The following is a 20,880-nucleotide window of genomic DNA, read 5'->3' on the forward strand; positions in this document are numbered from 1 at the left end:
GCCGGGTTCCTAGAGCGAGCCGCTGCTGCCGGTGGCGCCGGCCATGTGCTTGACCCGGGAGACGATCTCCTGGTGGCGACCGTGCACCATCGGGCGGGCCTGCGGGTTGCCGAGGTAGCCGCAGGTGCGCTTGACCACGTCGCAGCTGGCCGGGTCGTCGTTGCCGCAGTCGGGGCAGGCGAAGCCGCGGTCGGTGGGGGTGAAGTCGCCGGCGAAGTCGCACTTGTAGCAGCGGTCGATGGGGGTGTTGGTGCCCAGGTAGCCCACCCGGTCGTAGGCGTAGTCCCAGACGGCTTCGAGGGCCTTGGGGTTCTGCTGCAGCACGGGGTACTCGCAGTAGTGGATGAAGCCGCCGGAGGAGAACACCGGGTAGTCCTTTTCGAAGTCGAGCTTCTCGAACGGGGTCGGGTTCTTGCGCACGTCGTAGTGGAAGCTGTTCGTGTAGTAATCCTTGTCGGTGATGTTCTCCACCGAGCCGAACTTGGCCTTGTCGAGGCGGGAGAACCGGTCGGTCAGGCTCTCGCTCGGAGTCGAATAGACGCTGAACTGGTAGCCGTACTCGGCGGTCCAGGCCTTGGTGTGCGCGTCGAGGGACTTGAGGATGTCGAGCGTGAACGCCTTCGCCTCGGCGTCGCCCTCCCAGGCGCCGCCGAAGAAGGCCGCGGCCACCTCGTAGAGGCCGATGTATCCCAGCGAGACCGTGGAGCGGCCGTCCTTGAAGAGGGTGTCGACCGAGTCGGTGCGGGCCAACTGCTGACCGAACGCGCCGTACACGTAGAGGATCGGGGCGTTGGCGGGGGTCGCCTGCTTGCACCGTTCGATGCGGTAGACCAGCGCGTCACGGGTGATGGCCAGGCGCTCTTCGAGGATGCTCCAGAACTTCGCCTGGTCGCCGGCGGCCTCCAGCGCGATGCGAGGCAGGTTCACCGTGACCACGCCCAGGTTCATCCGGCCCTCGGAGACGTCGTTCCCCTCGGCGTCGGTCCAGCCCTGGAGGAAGGAGCGGCAGCCCATCGGCACCTTGAAGCTGCCGGTGATGTCGATGAGCTTGTCGTAACTGAGCACATCCGGGTACATCCGCTTGGTGGAGCACTCCAGCGCGAGCTGCTTGATGTCGTAGTTCGGGTCGCCCTCGGCGAGGTTGAGGTCGCGCTTGAGCGTGAAGATCAGCTTGGGGAAGATCGCGGTGCGCTTCTCGCTGCCGAGGCCGTCGATGCGGATCTGCAGGATGGCCCGCTGGATCTCCCGCTCGAACCAGTCGGTGCCCAAGCCGAAGCCGAGCGACACGAACGGGGTCTGCCCGTTCGAGGTGAACAGCGTGTTGATCTCGTATTCGAGGCTCTGCATCGCGTCGTAGATGTCCTTGCGGGTCTTCTCCTGGGCATAGGCAGTGTGCTGGGACTCGTCGGCGATCCACTTCTGGGCGTCGGCGAGGTGCTTGGCGAAGTTGGCCCGAGCGTAGGGGGCCAGGAGTTCGTCGGTGCGGTTGGCGGAGCATCCGCCGTACTGGCTGGAGGCCACGTTGGCGATGATCTGCGAGATCTGCGCGGTGGCGGTCTGGATGGAGCGGGGCGGCTCCACGTCGGCGTTGCCGATGCGGAAACCCCGGCTGAGCATGCCTGTGAAGTCGATCAGGCAGCAGTTGGTCATGGGCGCGTAGGGGCTGTAGTCCAGGTCGTGAAAGTGGATGTCGCCCTTCTGGTGGGCGTTCGAGACGTGCGGCGGCAGCATCTTGTGGCCGATGGCCTTGCCCACGGCCCCGGCGGTGAGGTCGCGCTGGGTGTTGAAGACGTCGCTGTCTTTGTTGGCATTCTCGTTGACCACGCTGGAGTCTTTGCTGAGCAGGTTGATGATCGAGTGGTTGATGTCGGTGGACTTGCTGCGGGCGAAGTCACGCTGGGTGCGGTAGCCGATGTACTTCTCGGCCAGGTCGTACTCGTGGCTTTCGAGCAGCGCGTGCTCCACAATGTTCTGCACTTCGTAGATCTTGATGTCGGTGTTGAACCGGCCGGCGATCTCCCGGTCGACCGCGGCGACGATGTCGACGATCGCCCGGTGCACGAGCGGGGTCATTTCACGGTGGATCTCCACGGCTGCCTTGACCAGGGCCTCGTACACCTTGGTGTTGTCGAAGGGCACCCGGCGGCCGTCGCGTTTGACGACCTGGATGGCATTCAGCACCGGCGCCGCGAGCGTGTGGGCGACGGCGTCGTCGCGAGTTGCAGTGGTCGGGGCCGGGGCGCTGGTCGGTGAATTCACGCTCTCAGCATAGGGACGAGGCAGCCGCAAAATCACTATATTTGGGTGCCTTTGGTCCCTAGTGCCGCTACATGTAGTGGTCGGGTCGACCGGATGGCCGGAAACACGCCGCACGATCCGGCCGCGCGCTCCGCTGCACATGTGTGCATCTGACACGCCTCGGCGTGTCTCAAATCCACAAAGATTGAGGGTTCGATCGATGCCCGAATGTCAGCCGGAGCGGCAAGGATGGAAAGGGGCAGAAGCTGGCCGTGCACCATCGTCTGAGCGCAACTGCCTCACCGGAAAGGAACCGATCCCATGACCCGCACCACCCCGGCCGTGATCGTCTTCGATGTCAACGAAACCCTCTCGGACATGTCGGCCATGAAGGCCCGGTTCGTGCAGGTCGGTGCGCCGGCCCACCTCGCGTCGGCCTGGTTTGCGGCACTGCTGCGGGACGGTTTCGCCCTCGCCGCCGCGGGCGGCACGGCGCCGTTCTCGGTGATCGGGTCCGAACTGCTGCGCCAGGTGCTGCGCGATGTGCCCCTCATGCGCGAGCCCGATGAAGCCGTGGAGCACATCATGGCCGGGTTCGGTCTGCTCAAGCTGCACTCCGATGTGCCCGAGGGCGTGCGCGCTTTGATGGGCTCCGGGATGCGCCTGGTCACGCTGTCGAACGGGTCCGCGGAGGTGGCGCGGTCGCTGCTGGCCGCGGCCGAGCTCGAGGGCCACTTCGAGGCGCTGCTCAGCGTCGAGGACGCCGGGGCGTGGAAGCCGATGCGGGCCGCGTACGACTATGCGGCCCAGGCCTGCGGCGTGCGTCCGGCCGAGCTGTTGCTCGTGGCGGTGCACCCCTGGGACATCCACGGGGCCGCCGAGGCCGGCCTGGCCACCGCCTGGCTGAACCGCGCCGGCGACACCTACCCGAGTTATTTCACGGCCCCCGACTACACGGTGACCCGCCTGGCCGAGCTGGCCACCCTGCTGGCGGATGCGCCCACCCCGGATGCGCCGGACTCCACCCCGGACGACCCGGCCGAGGGCCTCGTCGTCGTCACCGAGAGCGGATCGGGCGGCTACGCCCAGCAGATCACCGTGGGCCCGCACCGGCTCGCCGCCGATGAGCCCCGGCCCATCGGCACCGACACCGGGTCGTCCCCCTACGATCTGGTGCTGGCCGGCCTCGGTGCGTGCACCTCGATGACCGTGCGCATGTACGCGGAGCGCAAGAAGTGGCCGCTGGAGAAGGTCACGGTGACCCTCCGGCACAACCGGGTGCACGCCAAGGACTGCGCCGACTGCGAGACCGTGGTCGGGCAGATCGACCACATCGAACGGGTCCTCCGGTTCGAGGGAGACCTCGATGAGGACCAGCGTCAGCGGCTGGCCGAGATCGCCGACAAGTGCCCGGTGCACCGCACGCTGCACTCGGAGATCATCGTGCACACCGCCGTCGCGGACGCATCCGAATAAGAACGGTCAGTGGACGCGCACGGCCTCGTTGTGCTCAACGAGATGCCAGGTCGCGCCCTCGTCGTCGCTCACCCAGCCTTCCCAGGTGTAGCCGTCCTCGGTGATGGAGGTGAAGTTCCAGCGCACCGGGCGGCCGTCGGTGCCCGTGCCGTCCTGGCGCAGGCCGTTGCGGTACGGGGTGGCGATGAGGTGGCAGTACTCGCCGAGGGTCGGGGCGAAGTAGCTCACCCGCCAGGCGCCGGCCAGCTGGTCGTAGACCCGCACGGCGGTCGCCACGGTCTCGAAGCCCGACGGATGCGTGTCGCTGGCCACGACCTCCACGTCCTGCACCGCGCGGCCGTCGAGGATGAACTGCACGATCCAGGTGAAGTCCCGTTCGGTCCACTCCCCCGTGGCCTCGTCGAGCCGGCTGCCGTGGGCTGCCCAGGTGCCCACGAGCTGGCCGAAGCGGCGCATACGCCCGGGGTATTCCGGGGTCGGACCGTCGGCGATCAGCGCCTCGGCAAAACGGGACTCTGAGGTGGTCATGCCCCGATTTTACCGGGCGCACGTAACACGCGCATGAACAGGGTGTTCCGCATCCCGCGAACTGCGAGAAAAGCACCCAAAAACACCCCCGGGAGGGGCTCTTCTCTCAGTTCGCGAGGGGGTTCGCGAGGGGCTTAGGCGCCGAGGCTGCCGGCATCCGTTGCGGTGGTGTCGGTGCGGTGAAAGTTGAGGTGCGAGCGGGATGCGGTGGGGCCGCGCTGGCCCTGATACCGGGAGAGGTAGGAGGCCGAGCCGTAGGGCTTTTCGGCCGGCGAGCTGAGCTGGAAGAAGCAGAGCTGGCCGATCTTCATGCCCGGCCACAGCTTGATCGGCAGGGTGGCCACGTTGCTCAGCTCGAGGGTGACGTGCCCGGTGAAGCCCGGGTCGATGAACCCGGCGGTGGAGTGGGTGAGCAGGCCTAGCCGTCCTAGAGAGCTCTTGCCCTCGAGACGGGCGGCCACGTCGTCGGGCAGGGTGACGGACTCGAAGGTGGCGCCGAGCACGAACTCGCCCGGGTGCAGGATGAAGGGTTCGTCGCCCTTGGCCTCGATCAGCCGGGTGAGTTCGGGCTGGTCTTCGGCTGGGTCGATGAACGGGTACTTGTGGTTGTCGAACAACCGGAAGAACCGGTCCAGCCGCACGTCGATGCTCGACGGCTGGATCATGTCTGGGTCGTAGGGGGCGAGCGCGATTCGTTCCGCGTCGATCTGGGCCTTGATGTCACGATCCGAGAGAAGCACGCTGCCAGCCTATAGGCGCAAGTCTTGATAGGCTGGCACGGTTCCATGCGGCTTCGGCGGCCTGGACGCGCGGATGTAGTTCAATGGTAGAACTTCAGCTTCCCAAGCTGATAGCGCGGGTTCGATTCCCGTCATCCGCTCCACGACTGGGATGCAAGCCCCTTCGGCCTTCGGGCTGGAGGGGCTTTTTCATGTAGATCCGCTATTTACTCGCTGTTTTCAGCGAAAACATCCAGCACAGATGCCCGGTCGGGCCGCGCCATGTGCAGCTCCACGTAGTGCTTCGAGGTCACTGCCACGTCCTTATGCCCAAGCTGATCCTTTGCCGCTTCCATGTCCACCTCAGCCTCGAGCAGGTTTGCCACGGCCTTCCGGCACGCCTTCGTGGTCATCCACTCCACGGCTGTTCCCTTGACCGCGACCGCCCACTGTGCGCGCACGTTCTCGGGCCAGCGGAGTGTACCCGTCGCGGAGCCGAACACCCATGGGCAGTGCGACTCCACTCGCCGGCGCACCAGCATGTCTACAGCGAACTGTGGCAGCGACAGCGTGCGGTTGGACGAGTCGGACTTGGGTATCTCCTGGCGGACGATGCCCACCCCGCGCACCCGCGTCACTGTGCCCGTGATCCGGACAGTTCCGTTTGCGAGGTCAACGTCGTGCGCCCAGCGCAACGCGAGGACTTCGCCAATACGCGCCCCGGACCCCACGAGCATGTCGCCGATATCAGCGAGGTCGTGCATGGCGTCACTACGCCCGCCCCCGCGATTGTCGAACGCCCTCAGGGCAACCCGGAGTGCCCGCACGTCCTCGACGGCCGGCGCACGGACCACATGTGTCTCGACGGACGGCAGGAGCAGGCTCTTGCCCACGTTGGCCTCCGCGGCGCCCATGCGGACAGCGAGCCCGAACATGCCCGTCAGAACTACCCCGAGCATCCGCGACTGCGCGGGGGACTTCACCGCGACGAGATCGACCAGGCGTTGCATTCTTGGCACGGATGCTTCCCGGATCCGCACTGACCCGATGGACTTGTCCACGTGCGCCCGGACGGTCGCAGCGTAGCGTTCCTTGGTCGCGGCTGCCCGCTTGGACTTCTGAATCTCCGCGAGCCACTGTGCGCCAAGCTGAGACATCAGGGAATCCCTGGTGAGGTATTCGGTCGATGGCGCGAGCCTGTCGCGCAGGGCCTCGCGCAGCGCGTTGTCAGCGGCGGATGGGGTGGCACCGGATCGTTGTGCTTTCCGTGTCACCCCATCCGCATCTCGGAAGTAGGCGACAGAAGTCGGCACGCCCTTGATCGTCGTGCGTCGAATGCTGCCCCATGTGTCCAGGGGCAGGGGTGGTCTAGGCATATTCGAGTGCCGCAGCTATAGCCGCTTCCTCGTCGTCGGGGGTGAGCCCGTCGTGCACCACGATGGTGTCGAAATCTGCCAGCCAGATGGAGGCGGCGTCGGTGAGCTTGCGGTAGATGATGCCAACCCCGAGTGCCTGAGCGCGCTCACGGGGTGTGGCCGGGTCGGGGTGCTTCATTGCAGGGTCGACTTCTCTCTCGGTGTTGCGGTTGCGTTCGACAGCGCCTCGATCTGACTTGCGGTCATGTCGTAGGGGCTATCAGGAGTATCCGGGAGGGTGCCGACATGGCGGCGTGCGAGCGCGACGAATTCGAACGGGTCCAGGTCAAATAGGCGGGCGATCGCGTCGATGTCTTTCGTGGTCCAGGAGTAGCGCCCGTTGACACGGTGCGACACGGTTACCTGGGATGTTCCGATTGCTGCCGCAATGGCCTGCTGGGTGATGTCGGGGTGAGCTTTGCGCTGTGCCGCGATCTCCAGGCTGATGGCCCGTGAGAAGTAACCGGGCTTGGTCTGCGTTTCTTTCATTCCCCCACCATAAACGGATTTATATAAACACAATAGTCCTTCGATGGCCCCCGTTCAGGAAACTTTCAAAGTTTTTTGAGTAGAGAGGAACGAAACTGCGACACGCGGTCGGAGTGGTAGCGACTGGTATAAACCTGTTGCTATAAATGTTCTTATGAACACACCGACTCCCCCGGCAGCTACGGCGCCGGCCAATACCCTGGCGGCGCTGCTGCCCGTCGCAATCCGCGCCGAGCTTCTGGCGCAGGGCCTCACGCAGAAAACGCTCTGTGATGCATGGAGTGTTACCCAGCCGGCCGTTTCCGTCAAGCTCTCGGGCAAGACACGGATCACCGATACTCAGGTTGAGCAGGCCGCATACGCCCTCGGCATGAGCCCGTTCGATCTGATCGCCCGCGCCGGTCAAATCGCCGCGTAATGTCTGCCTCCCGGATCATCCTCGGCCCTGAGCAGGTCCGCGAAAAGACGGGCCATGCGGTACAGACGCTGTATCACTGGCGCACTCTCTCCAAGCAGCAGGGCAAGCTCGTCGGCCCTCGCTCGTTCAAGCTAGGTCGTCTCGTTCGTTACTACGAAGACGATGTTGACGCGTGGATTGCGGAACAGGCCAAAGCCTCCGCGTAACACCCCCACATTCTTGCCCCTCGTCTTGAGGGGCATCCGCCGGCGTGCCCGCACGCCCTGATGAACCCCATGCCACACGCCGCCTCCGGGTCCGCGTGAAGGAGGGGGCGCACGAACCTTGACAACTCCACATTGATATCCCGAACGAAATGAGAAGGGATGCCCGCCGCATAGCAAAACGGTCGGGAGCGGGTAGGAGAACCCGCAGATCCCCCTGTAATGCAGGGGATACCGGCCGTCGATGACCGCACCAGCGAGATCGAAGGCACCCCGGGGGCAGGTGGCCCGGTAAGCAATCCACCCAGCGGCAACGAGAGCCGCACAGTTTCACCGCCGCGCACTATCGGACCGCCAAGACGCTTCGGCTGAAGGCGCCGGGATCGTACCCCGGGCGCGGCACTCGCAGTACCCAACCAACAGAAGGAGATGCCCAATGGCAGCTTTCAACAAGTCCATCGTGCTCGGCGGCGTGCGTGACGAACTCACGCGGGCCACGCAGAACGCAGACAACAAGTTCGACATCGAACTCGCAGCCTGGAACACGGCCCGCCAGGAGAGCAAGGCCGCAGTCAAGCAGGCGAAGGCAACGCTCGCAAAGGTCATCGCTGCCGGCGACGACCTCGCCGCGGTGCTCAACGCCGTTGCGCCGCTCCGCAACGACTACAACGGCTACCGCGACAGCAGGTTCGAAGCGCAGCTCAAGGCTGCCGCCGCCGCGCCGTCGCTCGTTCCGCCGCAGCGCAAACGGTCGGCGAGAGAGCGGGCACTTGAGCACGTGATCGCCATCGTCGAGTCCGCAGACGGCGAGACGATCTCACTCACCGACCTCCGCGGGTTTGGCGTCATGGAGTTCGTCAAGTACAACGCCGACAACTGCAACTAACCCCACCGGCGCCGAGTCGTTCTTGGGATTGCGGAGGTCCGAATCCTCCCGGCGCCACTCCCCACAACAACGGCCCCCTGCACGAACAGGGGGCCTTCACATTGCTCCACGGAAGGAACCGTAATGCCTGAACAGAATACGCCCGTGCCGATCAAGTACGAAGACATCCAGAAGGGTGATCGGATTCGACGCACGGAAGCGATTGAGTACACCGCAGACGGCGGCTCCGAGGCAAACGAGCAGATCAGTAAGACCTACGAACTCATCAGCCGCCCCGTGCCGCTGCCGACTGAGCCGGGCATCTACCTCGACAAGGACGGGGGCGTGTGGTCTTTCAGCGTGCACGGATACCTCGCAATCCTCGCGGAGCCCGCTCACGGATGGTTTACCGCCGAGCACATGGCCCGATTCGCCCCCTTCACTCTCCTGCGCCCCGTCCCCGAGGTCGCCGCCGAGGTGCTGGCTGACATCCGCGATGCGAACGTCACAAAACCCTACGTCGCCGAGCTTCCCCACGTCATCAAGTTCGGCAGCCCGGATCTTGATGCCATCGCCGCCAAGTACGGCGTGACCCCATGACCCGCATGGAGACCCGCGGCGAACGTCTCGCCCGGAAGCCCCCGAAGCGCCGCCGCACATGGATCCCCGTCCTTCCCGGCGACCTCTCCAACCTCGACCGCATGGACGGTCTAACCGAAAGGACCACCGTGGCGACCTCAGGCGAGAGAACCGTGACCGTCGAACGCGAAATGACCTGCCGCAAAGAGGTCATCTACTTCGGCATCGACACCCGTTGCTTCTGGTCCGGGCTGGTGGAGGTCCACATCGACTCCGACGACTGGGCCACCTGGGAGTGCGGGAACAAGCACGCCAACCAGTTCAAGGAAGAGCGCTGATGCGCGTCCTGTGGGTCCTCTTCCTCCTCGGCGTTCTCTGGGCGTTCGTCTCCTCGGCGCTCGTCCTCCCGCACCTCATGATCATCCTCCCCACCCTGGGCCTGATCAGCCCGCTCCTGATCCTCCCGTTCATCTACCCAACAGAAAGCAGTGACCAGCCATGACCGCCCCGAAGATCACCAGAAATGCGTTCACCCTCAACCGCGACGACGCGAAACGGTTCGCCCAGGCGGCTCTATCGGCCTGCACGCGCGATGACCTGACGCCCGTTCTCCAGGGCGGGTTGGTCACCGTCGACGGCCTGGCCGTCCGGATCACTGCCACCGACCGGTACCGCGTCCACACTGCCGCGTTCACTCTCGAAGCGAAAGCGAAGGCACACGAGTTCAGCATCCCCCGCGACGCGCTGCAATGGCTCGATAAGAACGTGGCCTTCCATGGCCGCTACAACACGGAGCTTCACCGAGTCGTGATCGCCACCACCTCCGAGGGCAAGCTGACCATCAGCGTGCGCCTTTTCGACGGGGACGACTCCCCCGCCGTCTCATGGAACGGGGACATCCCCAAGGGGAAGTTCCCCCCTGTGCTCACCTTGATCGAGAAGGCGCGCACGGCCGATGCCGCCCCCACCGCGAGCGTCAGGTTCGACTACATCGCTAAGGCCGGGACCCTGGCGAAGCACATGGAGTTCCCGCCTGCGCTGAAGTTCACGGCGAGCGAGAACCCGAACAAGCCCGGGCCTCTCTACATGGCCTTCACCGACAACCCTGGCGAGACGCCCTACGCCGAAGCGATCATCCAACCCATGCTTCCGACCTTCCCGTTCCGACCCGCCGCGAAAGGCAACTGACCATGACCGACGCAATGCCCGCCATCAGAAACATCCTCGGCATGCCCATGCCCGAGATCGACTACCTGGATGAGGCCAAGAAGAAGGCCGCTGACGCCGAGTTCCTGGTGTCCGACAGCCCCTACATGGCCGGGACCGTGGCCGAGGGGCGGTTGCTCGCCGCCATCGCTCAGGCTGAATTCACCGAAGCACTGGTGGAGCAGGCCCGGATCCGCAACCTGCTGGCCTACCTCACCATCATCGAAGAGGTCCCCGGCCCCGAGGACGAACGCCAGATCCGGGAAGCGCTGGGCCTCGCATGACCGCCGACTACAGCACCCTCCCCGTCCGGGTGGCGCCGGAACTGTTCAGCACCACGTTCACCTTCCCGTGGACCAAAGCGCCCCTGTCCCTGAACTACCAGATGCACAAGATGCAGGAGGCGAAGATCGTCAAGGAGTTGCGCTCGCTCATGCACGCCGAGGCCCGGAGGATCCCCGACCTGGGCAGATGCCGGGTCGAACTGGTCTGGTGGGTCAACAGCCACACCCGCCGCGACGAAGAGAACATCGTGCCCGTGCTCAAGGCGTTGTGTGACGGCTTGGTGGACGCCGAGGTGGTGGAGGATGACGTTCCTCGCTTCATGGTCAAGATGATGCCCACCATCATCTTCGTGCCGAAGAAGGAGCGCCTGGCGTGCTTCACGTTCACCGTTACGCAGGTGCCCTCGTGAGCAGCTGGGCTAGACAGAACCCGGACACCCCCGAGCGCACGGTCGACGACTACGACGAACTGCCCGAGCAGGAAGCGGCGTCGCGATGAGCTACCTCGACAGGGTGCTCGCCGACTCGACCGATCGGCCCGCGTGGCTCCTGGCCCGGGAGCCGATTGTCGGGGCATCGGATGCCGCGAAGCTCGCCAAGCCCGAGTCCATCGACAAGTACACGGCATCCAAGCTCAAGCCGCAGTCGTTCGGCGGCAACGCCTACACCGAGTCGGGCAACCTCTGGGAGCCGCTGATGCTGATGTGGGCGGGCATCCCGCAGAACACGCTCCTGATCCACGCGGAGGCCACCCCCGGCCTCGCCGCGACGCCGGATGGGCTGCTCGTGCGGCCTGACGGCATCGTGCTCGCCGAGGTCAAGGCCAAACACGACCGCATCGTGAACGGGCCCACCCCCGGCGAACTCAGACAGGTCGCATTCCAGCAGCACTGCATCGGCCCAGACGTCCTCTACACGGAGTTCATCTGGGCCGAGATCGTGAACGGCGAGATGCGCACCAACGAACCCAAGTCGCTGCGCATCTACCCCGCCGACGTCGCGCAGGTGCTCGCCGACCTGCTCCCGATAGCCCTTGAACTATCCGCCCGGCTGACCGCTGCGCTCGAATTCGAAAGAGGAATGTAATGGCATCCAAGGAAGTCACCCAGTACGAGGCCGCGGGCCTGGACGAGAAGATGCGCTACGTGCAGACGCTCACCAGCGCGGGCAGCCTGATCCCGAAGGGCCTGCACGACGCGGGCCACCCCTCCCCCGGCAAGGTGCTGCTGGTGCTGGAGACCGGCGCCATGCTCGGCATCCACCCGATGGCCGCGATGGGCGGCATCCACATTATCGAGGGCAAGGCCACCATCTCCCCCGGCCTCATGTCGGGGCTGGTGCGGAAGGCGGGCCACAAGCTGCGCGTCACCACGTCCGGGTCGATCAAGACGAACGACTTCGCCGCGACCGCGACCCTCACTCGATCCGATGACCTCGACTTCACCTACTCGGCCACCTGGACCATCGCCCGGGCGACCACCGCCGGCCTGGCCGGCAAGGACGTGTGGAAGAAGTACGGCGAGGCCATGTGCAAGGCGCGGGCCATCTCCGAAGTCTGCCGGGAGGGCGCGGAGGACTGCCTCATGGGCGTCTCCTACACCCCGGAGGAGATGGGCGGCCTGGTCGACAACGGCGGCGAGATGGTCGCCACGGTCGACAGGGCCGAACCGTCCGAGGACTGGGCGGCGCTGGTCGCTGCAGCCAAGTCCACGGAGGACCTCATGGGCGTCAGGGATCGCGCAAAGGCCGTCGAGGAGTACTTGCCCAACCGGGCGCTGTTCCTCGCCAGAGCGGGCGTCCTGAGCCGCGCCGAGAAGGAAGCCGAGCCCACCCCCGAGCCGGCACCGGATGAGAACGTGGTCGACGCCGAGGTGGTCGAGGATGATGCGCCCACCGACGAGACGGAAGAGCAGCGCTACGAGCGCGAGTCGGCCGCCGAGTACGAAGCGCAGCAGGCCAATGGTTGAGTTCACCAACACCGAGTCCGGTGAAGTCACCGACCAGCCGAACGCCGTCGAGGTCGTCAAGGCCGAGTTCGCCGGCAAGGCTGACCAGCTGCGCAACTTCGCCCCGACGAACCCCGTCGAGATGGAGTTCTTCATCCGTGAAGCGAACGCCCTGCTCGAGCAGATGCCTGACGTGCTGCTCGAAATCAACACCCGCAGGTACAACGCCGAACGGGCGCACGGCCTGCGCAAGAACACACAAATGGCGTTCTACGGCAGGCAGGGCAACAACGTCTCCTTCGCCCGAGCGATGGCCGAGGTCGACGCCCAGCCCGAACTCGAGGTGTGGCACAACACCAAGGCGGAATACCACTACGCCGAGGACACCGAGAAGGCGCTGCGCACGAAGATCTACTCGATGCTCAACATCAACAAGAGCATCGCAGCGGCCTACAACACGCAGAACGGGGTCGGACGATGACCGCCCCCGATGACTTCCCGTGCTGCGCGCCGGTCCGCAAGCCGACCAAGAAGGAGCAGATCGCCGAACTGACCGGTCGCGTCGACGCGATGGGGAAAGACCTCAGCGCGCAGGACAAGCGGCACCGCGAGGAACTCGATAGGCGGGACCGAGCACTGGCCGCTGCGGGGTTTATCCGGGCAGAGAACGTGACCGATCTCATCATGGAGGCCGACCCGTGGCACGTCAGCTACACGGCAAAGGTCAGCCTCTCCGAGGGCGTCTACAAAGGCCTTCGCGATTGGACGGTGGCAAACAATGACCTCCCGCGATGACGTCAACGCCCGCAAGGTCGAACGCCTCACCGCGCAGCTGATGAAGGAGCGCGCCCACCTGGCCCTGATGACGAAGGCGAACGACGCGATCAACGCCCGGAAGGCGACGGAGAACACGGACCCCGCACAGGGTTCAGGCATCCGACGCAAGCCGAACGCGAAGGCCGACGCCCGCCGGTTCAACGCGTACGACCGAGAGGCAACGATCAGCATCGCCCAGGTCGACGCAGAGAAGGAAGTAGCCCGGCTGGAGTCGGCCCTCGAGGCCGCCACGGCCGAGCGCTTCCGAGTGCTGCTGGTCCGCTCGGATCTGCTCGGCGCTCGCGCCATCCGCGACGAGTTCGGCTGGCATGCCGTGGTCAAGCTCAACGCCATGACGGTCAGCGTCAAGACGCCCTACTCGTGGACGGACAAGATCCCGTTCGATCGCGTGCTCGAAGCGCGCAAGTGACCATCCCCCACCCCGCAAAACCAAGGGCCCCTACCGCGACGGTGGGGGCCTTCGACATGAACAGGAAGGCACGACATGACAAAGGAGGAGCTCGACCAGCTGCCCAGCGGATGTGTGGTAGTCCGCAGTAACGAGCCGTTCATCGACGGCCGCGGAGATCGCTACGAGGGGATGGTTCGACTCTGGTACGGGACGGGCACTGGTGCCTTCCGGTCCGAGTGGATGGCGAAAGAGCACGCCGAGCTCGTCTGGCGGCCGGCCGCATGATCACCCCGAAGCTCCCGAGACCCACCCGGGCCGAGGAGAAGGCGGCGTATCTCGCGGCGACGGAACGGGATCACAACCGGTGCGTGCGCTGTGGGAAGAGCGGAACGATGTCCCGTGATCACCGCAAGAACAGATCCCAGGGCGGCCGCACTGACGTACAGAACCTGCAGATTTTGTGTGGGTCTGGCGTTGACGGATGTCATGGCCGCATGACCTCGCACCCGGCTGAGGCCGAGCGTGAAGGCTTCTGCGTCCCACAGTGGGGCGATCCTGCCGAGTGGCCCGCCCGCCGGCTGGTGCGTGGTGAATACAGCATCGAGCTCATCTGGTGCCTGTACCTGCCGATCAACGCCGAGGGTGTCGCTGACTGGGTGGAGATCCCCGCGCACGAGGCCAAGCGGCGCATGTCCGGTGACGGCAAGGTCTTCTGATGCCGCTGAACAGACCACTGGACAGACCCGCTCTCCTCGCCCATCTGCGGGCGCGGGCTGAGCACCCCAAACCGATCATCGGCGCCACCTATGCAGGACTGGCGACGCGGATCGAGCGCGGGGATTTTGGCGAACCTGATTCGAACAAAACTCCGCACGTGTCGGGAGGTGAAACCCCTGACTAAACCGAACATTTCGACTAGACTGGACCTGCCTCGGTTAACGAGTGAAGGCCAGTCGCGGAAACGACTGACCTTCGGGTCATCCTCCAGTTTCAAGCCTAAGGACAACCAAATATGACTATACCAATTTCGACCGGACCGGTGCCGTACTACACCGACGATCTGGTCACGCTTTACCACGGTGACGCGATCCACCTGCAGCCTTGGCTCGAGGCCGACGCCCTAATCACCGACCCGCCGTACGGGATGGACTACACGGGATTCGGGGGCAGGAATGGCGAGCCCCGACGGGAGTCCGGTCGCCTGCGCGTCGCTGGTGACATGTCACCGGTGGATCGGGACGCCGCGCTGATCCTTTGGGGTGACGACAAGCCTGCTCTAGTGTTCGGGCGTTGGAATGTGCCCCGCCCCGACAGAACCCGGATGCGCCTGATCTGGGATAAGTCACCGTGCGGCTTTATGGGCGACCTGTCCCTGCCGTGGGGCGCGGCCGAGGAAGAGATCTACGTCCTCGGCTCCGGGTTCATCGGCAAGCGCGAGGGCAACGTCATCCGCGCGCAAACGCTCATGTCGAACGACAAGGCGAGGCCAGACCACCCGACACCGAAACCGATCGGGCTAATGGAAGTCCTTATCGCCAAGACGGTGGGCGTGATCGCTGACCCTTTCGCCGGGTCCGGGGCAACGCTCATCGCGGCGCGCAACCTTGGGCGAAAGTCGATCGGCGTCGAGATGGAGGAAAAGTACTGCGAGTTGATCGCCAAGCGCCTCCAGCAGCAGACATTCGACTTCGGGGCGATCGCATGAAGCCCGAACTCGTAGACGCCATAGCCAAGTCCCTCGCCTCAGTCGGCGGCGCTTATGTCTACGTGGCCGCCGTGTTCAAGCACCAGAACGCTGAGGCTGACTGATGGCGAAGGACGACAGGCTCTACGGCAAGTTCACCCAGGACTTCGCTGACAACCCGAAAATCCTGCCCCTGTCTGATGCTGCGTTCCGGTGCCTGGTCGAGGCGACGCTCTACTCGCGCCGCATGCTCACCGATGGATTCCTAGCGACTCGCTTAGCCACCGCTAAGTGGTCGCTAGCCGCCTTGGGTGAATTGGCTACGAATGACCCACTAAAACCGTCATTTTTGGCGGTCGATGGGGGCTGGATGATCCACGATTACGCCGAACATCAGGACACGAAGGCCGAAGTTGAGGCCCGTCGATCACGCAACGCGGCCAATGGTAGCAAGGGCGGGATAGCCCGCGCTAAGCGAGTCGCTAGCAAGTCGGTTAGCGAAATCCAAGCAGAGACAGAGACAGAGACAGAGACAGAGACAACTACTTCTAACGAAGTAGTAAAAGAGAGACCCGCTACGCGCGGATCTCGTCTCTCTCCCGACTGGATGCCATCTGCTGCGTCTGTTGCAACGGCGAAGAAGGACGCACCGAACGTCGACCACCGGGCCGAGCACGCGACGTTCATCGACTACTGGATTGCCCAACCCGGGCAGAAGGGTGTCAAGACGAACTGGGAGTCCACGTGGCGCAACTGGATGCGGCGGAAGCAAGGCGACGCCAAGCCCAAGCGCGGCAACACCGAATGGGCACTGCGCCCGACCAAGGCCGACCAGAACGCGGCCGAGTTTCAACGAATCTACGGAGGTGGAAATGAACGAGCCGGAAGCATTCAAGCTATTGACGCTGGCCTCAGCGCGTGACAACCGCACAGTGTCTCAGTCCGTCGCAATGGTGTGGGCGGATGACCTCGAACGGGTGACGCTCGAGGATGCCGTGGGCGCGCTGAAGCTGCACTACCAGGAGCGCCCGGACGTGTGGCTGCAACCGGGGCACGTGATCGCCGGCGCACGCCGTGTGAGGGATCGCAGGGAACGCCAAGAGCGCATCGACGCACCGAGAGCCCTCACCGGCAACGTCATCACCTTGGACCGGGCCAAGTTCGAGCGCGACACCCAGGCGTCCATCGAGAAGCACCGGGCCGAGAAGGCGGCGAGGTCGTGAGCGTGCAGATAAGCATCAATGTCCCCGACGCCCAGTACCGGTTGCTCCTGGCCCACGCGAAGACCCGTCACGTCGAGACTCACCACCTCATCGAGCAGTTGGTGTCCAAGGCACTCACCCCGTCGCAGCAGTCACTTCGCGACCAGCTGCGCCACAACATCCGTCAGCTCCACTCCACCGGCCGCACTGACCGGCAGATCGCCGAGGCGCTCGACGAGAAACGCTCGCGGGTGTCTTACCACCGAGCAGACATGCAACTCCGCTCCCACGATCCCCGTGGGCGCAAACCACTACCGAAAGCGAGCAAGTAATCATGGCCGGCGAAACCGTAATCACTGTCATTGGCAACCTCACGAGCGACCCGGAGCTGCGTTACACGCAGAACGGGCTCGCGGTGGCGAACTTCACCATCGCATCCACCCCGCGGCACTTCGACAAGGCGACGAACGAGTGGAAGGACGACGAAGCACTGTTCCTGCGCGCATCCGTCTGGCACGAGTTCGCCGAGCACGTGGCCGGCAGCCTGACGAAGGGCTCCCGCGTCATCGCCAGCGGCCGCCTGAAGCAGCGCTCCTACGAAACCAAGGAGGGCGAGAAGCGCACGTCGTTCGAGTTGGAGGTCGACGAGATCGGCCCGTCGTTGAGATACGCGACGGCTTCACTCACTCGGGCGAGCTCCGGTGGGGGTAGCGCGGGGCAGCGTGGGGGCACCAGCGGCGCGGCAGATGAACCGTGGGCAGCAACCCAGAATGCGGCGCCGAACGCTCAGGCGGGCGCACAGGGCTTAGGAGGTGGCGACGTGTGGAATGCGCCGGGCAATGCAGATCAAGAAATACCGTTCTGACCTGCGATTTAGCTGGAAATTAGAACGTGTTTCAGCTAAAATAAGAACGTCCCCGCAGCGTGTTGGAAGCACGCGGCGGGGACTGACCCCCACAAATCGACTTCACCGATTGGAGGGCTTCATGGATTCTACCCATGCCGCCTCAAGCAACCACCGCCACCCCGACGGATGGAACACAGTTCCGGTCCCCGAGCGCGTGGCGCAGAGAGCAATCACCCGCGTAGTCAAGCAGGAAGACGGGTGCTGGATTAGCACGTACTCCATCGGCACCCACGGATACGCCCAGGTCGGATGGCAGGACGGCGGGGTGCGGGGGCTGGTTCTGGCGCACAAGGCCGCGTGGGTTGCCGTCAATGGGCAAGTACCCATGGCCATGACACTCGACCACACCTGCAAAGTGCGGCCATGCGTGAACCCCGCTCACCTTCGGCTTCTGCCGAACATCGAGAATGCCCGCCGCAACCAGGGAGACGACTTCCCCATGGGCGGGTGTCGCCACGGCCACCCGAACTCGGACCTGATGCGCATGGCAAGGCGCACTAAGTCTGGTGAGCGCCGCTGGGGCGTCACGTGTCGCCAGTGCATGAAAGACAGTCAGGCCCGATGGACCGCTGCAAACCCCAACGGGCACCGCGATGCCCAACTCCGCTACGCCGAGAAGAAACGAAAGGCAGCCTAATGGCGCACCCAAGATGGCCCGGATTCAACACGAAGACCGGAAACCCCCCGTTCGACAACCAGAGCCGGAACATGAACACCTACATGTACCGCTACGTGAGGTCGCACTTCAAGCTGGCCGGCGTCGTCGGGCGCAAGCGGAAGAAGAAGCTCACCCGCGTAGAGGGCGGCAACCTCTGCAAGCTCTATGCCGCTGTGTACCGCGACACCGTGCGGAAGCACAAGGCCGCCTGATGGCTACCTACATCGTCGGCCAGATCGACGGCCGCCACTCCCCCGAAACCCAGGGCAAGGACCCGGCACCCACGGAGCATCGGTGTGCGGACTGCTACGGCCCCTACGGTCTCAGCGCCATTCCCTGCCCCAACGCTCCGGGTGCCGTTCGCGCCCGGGCGTTCCTTGCCACACGAGAACAGATCAACCGAGACAAGAAGGGCAAATCATGAGTACCAACGAGGAACGGGATGCGCTGGCGCAACGGATCTGGGAAACCTCCCGGGCTGACGAGGGCAGCATTTCCGTGATGGGCGCGAACGTCGTCGCGGATGCGCTGATCTCGGCAGGCTACGCCCGAGAGGTGACCAACCAGCCGCCCGGGTTCACCCTCGCGGGGTGGCACGTGGACGCGACGCTGGACGCTGGCACGGATCACATCACCAACCCGCGCCAGTACGTGGTCCAGTGCGAGTGGTGCCGGGCCGTCTTCTGGGGGCCGCGCAAGGCTGACGCGATGATGCAGATGGAGGCTCACCGCGAGGATATGTACGACGCGAACGAGCGCGAGCGTGAGGTCAGGCGCTTCACCCCCACCCCCGCAGGGAGCGAGACGTGAGCGAGCACAGCGATCTGAGCAAGGTCATCTTCAGCAGCAGGGAATCAGATCACTGGGGTTATGACGCCCCGGAGATCATGAGCATCTGCGAGAGGCTGGCGACCCACATCCTGGCGGCGGGCTACACGAAGAAGCCGCGCACGGTGACCACCGTCGAGGAACTGGACGCGCTGCCACACGGGAGCGTCGTCATGAGCGTTAGCGACGGCGAGACAGTCGTGGCGCGAAAACCGCCACTTGGTGCGTACTCGCCACCCACTGGCGGGTTCTGGGAGAAGGTCGGCTCCGAACTGGGAACGCTCGCGGAGGACATCATCTGGGACGGCCCCGCCACCATCATCTACACCCCCACCGACGCAGGGAGCGAGACGTGAGCGCCCGGGCTGCCGACAAATGCCTGCAGTGTGACGAGACGCGGGGTGCGATCCGCAACGAGCAGTTGATCTGCGGCACGGTCGACTACTACGGCGAACTCGGAGATGAGTGGCCCCGGCACCGGTTCAAGCCGTTCACCGTGGCCGAGCTCGCTGAGCAAGCCCGCATCGAACAGGCGATGGCTGAGCACTACGCCGGGATGGCGGAGTTCTTCAACGCCGAGGCCGCACGCATGAACGCCCTATGCGCGGAGTACGAAGCCGAGCACGGCCGCCAACCGACGTACGAGGAGACGTGGGCGCTGGGCTGGCACGAAACGCCCACGCCCACCCCCCACCCGCCGTCTCCCGCCACAGGAGCAGACAACCGTACAACCACGCACACGACGCCTGAAACGGGCGCAGGAGACGAAGGAGAGAGCAATGGCTAGGGTCACGATCAACCTCGACACCAAAGATGGCGACTTTTCCATCAACCTCGATTGGCCCGAAGTCATGCGCTGGGGAGAGGACAACGACGTGCCGCGCCTCGATCGGCTCGTTGACGAAGCCGTGACCCGGCTCAAACGGGCGTACACACCAGAGCGCCCCGTAGGCGCAGAGAGTGAGCAGGGACGATGAGCGTAGTCATGGACGTGACGGGGGTCGAGCTTCGCCGCGATCCCGCCACCGACGAGTACGTGTGCGGGTACGTCGGGTTCGGAAGCGAGCGCGCGGAGCTGAGGACGAAGAACCCAGTGCACCTCGGGTTCTGCTACAACCCAGAACGCCGCTTCGGCCTCGTCTGGGATCTCGCCTTCGGCTACGTCTCCGGGTTCCCGGTCAAGGCGCTGCTCTGGTTCGCCCTCACCCGATCACTGCCCACCGAGGCAATGCAGAAGCGCATTCGGGCGTGGGAGCTCAAGACCGGCAGGTTCGACTCTCGCATGTACGAGATCGTTCTCGGCGGGCAGGTCAGCATTCACGAGATCAGGAACGCCATGGCAGGGAGGGAAGTATGATTACTCTGCTCGAATCGGTGGACCTGCTCACCAAGCCCCGCGTCTCGAAGGTGGTCCAGTCCAACGAGGCCGGGATCACCTGCACCTCACCCGTCGAATTGCCCCCGCTGCTCGACGCGCTCGACGAGGCGATTCGCTCGAACATGGGCGGCACCACCTCGGGAGGCTCCGACCCCGCCACCAGATCATTGGTGGACGCCGGCGCACTGATGAAGCTGATGCAGATCAGCTCCACCGTCATGAGCTGGTGCCGAAGCGTGGATGCGGTGATCGACAAGCAATCGATGACGGTCACGCTCCGGCGCTGGTACGTGAAGTTCAACGAGTGCCAGCACGAAGACGGCATGGTCAACTGGTACGCCAACCAGATCGTGAAGTGGGAGGGTCAGATCTTAGCCCTGCTCGACCCGCCGAAGGAGAAGGATCTGCCCCAGCACTGCCCGTCATGCGGCGCCGGGGAATGGTGGGACCCGAAGACCAAGGAGCGCTACTACCGGCCCCTGGTCATCAAGTACCGGCCCGACTCGCCCAGCATGACCGACGACGCAACTGGTGTCTGCCGGGCATGCGGCGAGACGTGGAAGGCTAGGGAGCTGCAATACGAGCTCGAACTTGCTGAACAGGTCCAAGAAACAGCCTGACGACACGCC

36 protein-coding genes, 1 tRNA gene and 1 pseudogene are annotated in these 20,880 nt (G+C 64.7%); 32 read left to right on the forward strand and 6 right to left on the reverse strand.

All coding sequences use genetic code 11. The features are described 5' to 3' along the window. Positions 1-9: 9 nt before the first annotated feature. Complete coding sequence (gene nrdD, locus PA27867_RS17915) at positions 10-2,259, reverse strand: anaerobic ribonucleoside-triphosphate reductase (RefSeq protein WP_236900760.1); 2,250 nt, start codon at positions 2,257-2,259, stop codon at positions 10-12. A 300-nt stretch (positions 2,260-2,559) separates the two neighbouring features. Between nrdD and PA27867_RS21250 the strand changes: the two genes are divergently transcribed. Beyond that, positions 2,560-3,714 carry a haloacid dehalogenase type II gene (locus PA27867_RS21250; protein WP_066598411.1) on the forward strand — a complete coding sequence of 385 codons (1,155 nt, stop codon included), beginning with the start codon at positions 2,560-2,562 and terminating at the stop codon, positions 3,712-3,714. A 6-nt stretch (positions 3,715-3,720) separates the two neighbouring features. On the opposite strand, the gene PA27867_RS17925 is transcribed toward PA27867_RS21250, so the two are convergent. After that, a complete protein-coding gene (locus tag PA27867_RS17925) occupies positions 3,721-4,242 on the reverse strand; it encodes a hypothetical protein (RefSeq protein WP_066598412.1) in 522 nt (173 codons plus the stop codon). A gap of 134 nt (positions 4,243-4,376) precedes the next feature. After that, positions 4,377-4,982 carry a dCTP deaminase gene (gene dcd / locus PA27867_RS17930; RefSeq protein WP_066598413.1) on the reverse strand — a complete coding sequence of 202 codons (606 nt, stop codon included), beginning with the start codon at positions 4,980-4,982 and terminating at the stop codon, positions 4,377-4,379. 69 nt (positions 4,983-5,051) lie between these two features. Here dcd and PA27867_RS17935 point away from each other — a divergent pair. Further along, positions 5,052-5,125: transfer RNA gene (locus PA27867_RS17935), tRNA-Gly, on the forward strand. Between the two features lie 63 nt (positions 5,126-5,188). Here the strand turns inward: PA27867_RS17935 and PA27867_RS17940 are convergent. The 3 genes from PA27867_RS17940 to PA27867_RS17950 are packed head-to-tail and all read right to left on the reverse strand — an operon-like array spanning position 5,189 to position 6,865. Then, entirely contained in the window at positions 5,189-6,274 is a 1,086-nt protein-coding gene (locus PA27867_RS17940; protein ID WP_167550866.1) for a tyrosine-type recombinase/integrase, read from the reverse strand. A 55-nt stretch (positions 6,275-6,329) separates the two neighbouring features. Further along, positions 6,330-6,515, reverse strand: a complete 186-nt coding sequence (locus tag PA27867_RS17945) for a hypothetical protein (RefSeq protein WP_066598415.1) — start codon at positions 6,513-6,515, stop codon at positions 6,330-6,332. After that, positions 6,512-6,865 (reverse strand): helix-turn-helix domain-containing protein, encoded by a 354-nt coding sequence (locus PA27867_RS17950; protein WP_066598416.1) that lies wholly within the window; start codon positions 6,863-6,865, stop codon positions 6,512-6,514. Before PA27867_RS17950 ends, PA27867_RS17945 begins: the two co-directional genes overlap by 4 nt. A gap of 154 nt (positions 6,866-7,019) precedes the next feature. On the opposite strand from PA27867_RS17950, the gene PA27867_RS17955 reads away from it, so the two are divergent. The 30 genes and pseudogenes from PA27867_RS17955 (at position 7,020) to PA27867_RS18095 (ending at position 20,871) form a co-directional block, all read left to right on the forward strand. Continuing rightward, positions 7,020-7,283, forward strand: a complete 264-nt coding sequence (locus PA27867_RS17955) for a helix-turn-helix domain-containing protein (RefSeq protein ID WP_066598417.1) — start codon at positions 7,020-7,022, stop codon at positions 7,281-7,283. Next, positions 7,283-7,489, forward strand: coding sequence for a helix-turn-helix transcriptional regulator (locus PA27867_RS17960; RefSeq protein WP_066598418.1), 207 nt, complete (start codon positions 7,283-7,285; stop codon positions 7,487-7,489). Before PA27867_RS17955 ends, PA27867_RS17960 begins: the two co-directional genes overlap by 1 nt. A gap of 433 nt (positions 7,490-7,922) precedes the next feature. Beyond that, positions 7,923-8,372: a hypothetical protein gene (locus PA27867_RS17965; protein WP_066598419.1), complete on the forward strand. Its 450-nt coding sequence runs from the start codon at positions 7,923-7,925 to the stop codon at positions 8,370-8,372. Positions 8,373-8,495: 123 nt separating this feature from the next. Beyond that, positions 8,496-8,951: a hypothetical protein gene (locus tag PA27867_RS17970; protein WP_157109287.1), complete on the forward strand. Its 456-nt coding sequence runs from the start codon at positions 8,496-8,498 to the stop codon at positions 8,949-8,951. Next, positions 8,948-9,268, forward strand: coding sequence for a hypothetical protein (locus tag PA27867_RS17975; protein WP_066598421.1), 321 nt, complete (start codon positions 8,948-8,950; stop codon positions 9,266-9,268). The genes PA27867_RS17970 and PA27867_RS17975 overlap by 4 nt, the downstream gene beginning before the upstream one ends. Then, positions 9,268-9,432, forward strand: a complete 165-nt coding sequence (locus PA27867_RS20810) for a hypothetical protein (RefSeq protein WP_157109288.1) — start codon at positions 9,268-9,270, stop codon at positions 9,430-9,432. The genes PA27867_RS17975 and PA27867_RS20810 overlap by 1 nt, the downstream gene beginning before the upstream one ends. Further along, the gene (locus PA27867_RS17980; RefSeq protein ID WP_066598422.1) at positions 9,429-10,118 is read left to right on the forward strand and encodes a hypothetical protein; all 690 of its coding nucleotides are present in this window, start codon (positions 9,429-9,431) and stop codon (positions 10,116-10,118) included. Before PA27867_RS20810 ends, PA27867_RS17980 begins: the two co-directional genes overlap by 4 nt. 2 nt (positions 10,119-10,120) lie before the next feature. Then, a complete protein-coding gene (locus tag PA27867_RS17985; RefSeq protein ID WP_066598423.1) occupies positions 10,121-10,420 on the forward strand; it encodes a hypothetical protein in 300 nt (99 codons plus the stop codon). Next, on the forward strand, positions 10,417-10,830 hold the full coding sequence (locus tag PA27867_RS21140; protein WP_066598424.1) for a hypothetical protein: 414 nt from the start codon (positions 10,417-10,419) through the stop codon (positions 10,828-10,830). The genes PA27867_RS17985 and PA27867_RS21140 overlap by 4 nt, the downstream gene beginning before the upstream one ends. Before the next feature lie 85 nt (positions 10,831-10,915). Next, a complete protein-coding gene (locus PA27867_RS17995; protein WP_066598425.1) occupies positions 10,916-11,506 on the forward strand; it encodes a hypothetical protein in 591 nt (196 codons plus the stop codon). After that, positions 11,506-12,387 carry a hypothetical protein gene (locus tag PA27867_RS18000; RefSeq protein WP_066598426.1) on the forward strand — a complete coding sequence of 294 codons (882 nt, stop codon included), beginning with the start codon at positions 11,506-11,508 and terminating at the stop codon, positions 12,385-12,387. Before PA27867_RS17995 ends, PA27867_RS18000 begins: the two co-directional genes overlap by 1 nt. Then, positions 12,380-12,847: a hypothetical protein gene (locus PA27867_RS18005; protein WP_066598427.1), complete on the forward strand. Its 468-nt coding sequence runs from the start codon at positions 12,380-12,382 to the stop codon at positions 12,845-12,847. The genes PA27867_RS18000 and PA27867_RS18005 overlap by 8 nt, the downstream gene beginning before the upstream one ends. Further along, entirely contained in the window at positions 12,844-13,161 is a 318-nt protein-coding gene (locus tag PA27867_RS18010) for a hypothetical protein (RefSeq protein ID WP_066598428.1), read from the forward strand. Before PA27867_RS18005 ends, PA27867_RS18010 begins: the two co-directional genes overlap by 4 nt. After that, entirely contained in the window at positions 13,145-13,612 is a 468-nt protein-coding gene (locus tag PA27867_RS18015) for a hypothetical protein (RefSeq protein ID WP_066598429.1), read from the forward strand. The genes PA27867_RS18010 and PA27867_RS18015 overlap by 17 nt, the downstream gene beginning before the upstream one ends. A gap of 263 nt (positions 13,613-13,875) precedes the next feature. Beyond that, positions 13,876-14,052, forward strand: a pseudogene (locus tag PA27867_RS21405) (HNH endonuclease); the annotation flags it as partial. A gap of 36 nt (positions 14,053-14,088) precedes the next feature. Further along, on the forward strand, positions 14,089-14,310 hold the full coding sequence (locus PA27867_RS21255; protein WP_066598431.1) for a hypothetical protein: 222 nt from the start codon (positions 14,089-14,091) through the stop codon (positions 14,308-14,310). Positions 14,311-14,633: 323 nt separating this feature from the next. Next, positions 14,634-15,299 carry a site-specific DNA-methyltransferase gene (locus PA27867_RS18030; protein WP_208857271.1) on the forward strand — a complete coding sequence of 222 codons (666 nt, stop codon included), beginning with the start codon at positions 14,634-14,636 and terminating at the stop codon, positions 15,297-15,299. A gap of 103 nt (positions 15,300-15,402) precedes the next feature. Continuing rightward, positions 15,403-16,200, forward strand: a complete 798-nt coding sequence (locus tag PA27867_RS18035) for a hypothetical protein (protein WP_066598433.1) — start codon at positions 15,403-15,405, stop codon at positions 16,198-16,200. A 10-nt stretch (positions 16,201-16,210) separates the two neighbouring features. After that, positions 16,211-16,501, forward strand: a complete 291-nt coding sequence (locus tag PA27867_RS18040; protein ID WP_157109289.1) for a hypothetical protein — start codon at positions 16,211-16,213, stop codon at positions 16,499-16,501. Further along, entirely contained in the window at positions 16,498-16,812 is a 315-nt protein-coding gene (locus PA27867_RS18045) for a hypothetical protein (protein ID WP_066598435.1), read from the forward strand. The genes PA27867_RS18040 and PA27867_RS18045 overlap by 4 nt, the downstream gene beginning before the upstream one ends. A gap of 2 nt (positions 16,813-16,814) precedes the next feature. Continuing rightward, positions 16,815-17,345, forward strand: a complete 531-nt coding sequence (locus PA27867_RS18050; protein WP_066598436.1) for a single-stranded DNA-binding protein — start codon at positions 16,815-16,817, stop codon at positions 17,343-17,345. A gap of 121 nt (positions 17,346-17,466) precedes the next feature. Then, positions 17,467-18,024, forward strand: a complete 558-nt coding sequence (locus PA27867_RS18055) for an HNH endonuclease signature motif containing protein (RefSeq protein ID WP_167550867.1) — start codon at positions 17,467-17,469, stop codon at positions 18,022-18,024. Positions 18,025-18,095: 71 nt separating this feature from the next. After that, positions 18,096-18,257 (forward strand): hypothetical protein, encoded by a 162-nt coding sequence (locus PA27867_RS18060; RefSeq protein ID WP_157109290.1) that lies wholly within the window; start codon positions 18,096-18,098, stop codon positions 18,255-18,257. Further along, positions 18,257-18,469: a hypothetical protein gene (locus PA27867_RS18065; RefSeq protein ID WP_066598439.1), complete on the forward strand. Its 213-nt coding sequence runs from the start codon at positions 18,257-18,259 to the stop codon at positions 18,467-18,469. The genes PA27867_RS18060 and PA27867_RS18065 overlap by 1 nt, the downstream gene beginning before the upstream one ends. Further along, positions 18,466-18,855 (forward strand): hypothetical protein, encoded by a 390-nt coding sequence (locus PA27867_RS18070; RefSeq protein ID WP_066598440.1) that lies wholly within the window; start codon positions 18,466-18,468, stop codon positions 18,853-18,855. The genes PA27867_RS18065 and PA27867_RS18070 overlap by 4 nt, the downstream gene beginning before the upstream one ends. Further along, positions 18,852-19,229 carry a hypothetical protein gene (locus PA27867_RS18075; protein ID WP_066598441.1) on the forward strand — a complete coding sequence of 126 codons (378 nt, stop codon included), beginning with the start codon at positions 18,852-18,854 and terminating at the stop codon, positions 19,227-19,229. The genes PA27867_RS18070 and PA27867_RS18075 overlap by 4 nt, the downstream gene beginning before the upstream one ends. Continuing rightward, positions 19,226-19,660, forward strand: coding sequence for a hypothetical protein (locus tag PA27867_RS18080; RefSeq protein ID WP_066598442.1), 435 nt, complete (start codon positions 19,226-19,228; stop codon positions 19,658-19,660). The genes PA27867_RS18075 and PA27867_RS18080 overlap by 4 nt, the downstream gene beginning before the upstream one ends. Further along, on the forward strand, positions 19,653-19,850 hold the full coding sequence (locus PA27867_RS18085; protein ID WP_066598443.1) for a hypothetical protein: 198 nt from the start codon (positions 19,653-19,655) through the stop codon (positions 19,848-19,850). Before PA27867_RS18080 ends, PA27867_RS18085 begins: the two co-directional genes overlap by 8 nt. Continuing rightward, the gene (locus tag PA27867_RS18090) at positions 19,847-20,230 is read left to right on the forward strand and encodes a hypothetical protein (RefSeq protein WP_066598444.1); all 384 of its coding nucleotides are present in this window, start codon (positions 19,847-19,849) and stop codon (positions 20,228-20,230) included. The genes PA27867_RS18085 and PA27867_RS18090 overlap by 4 nt, the downstream gene beginning before the upstream one ends. Continuing rightward, positions 20,227-20,871 (forward strand): DUF7341 domain-containing protein, encoded by a 645-nt coding sequence (locus PA27867_RS18095; RefSeq protein WP_066598445.1) that lies wholly within the window; start codon positions 20,227-20,229, stop codon positions 20,869-20,871. Before PA27867_RS18090 ends, PA27867_RS18095 begins: the two co-directional genes overlap by 4 nt. Positions 20,872-20,880 lie beyond the last annotated feature (9 nt).

The organism is Cryobacterium arcticum, from assembly GCF_001679725.1.
In the GTDB taxonomy this organism is placed as follows: domain Bacteria; phylum Actinomycetota; class Actinomycetes; order Actinomycetales; family Microbacteriaceae; genus Cryobacterium; species Cryobacterium arcticum_A.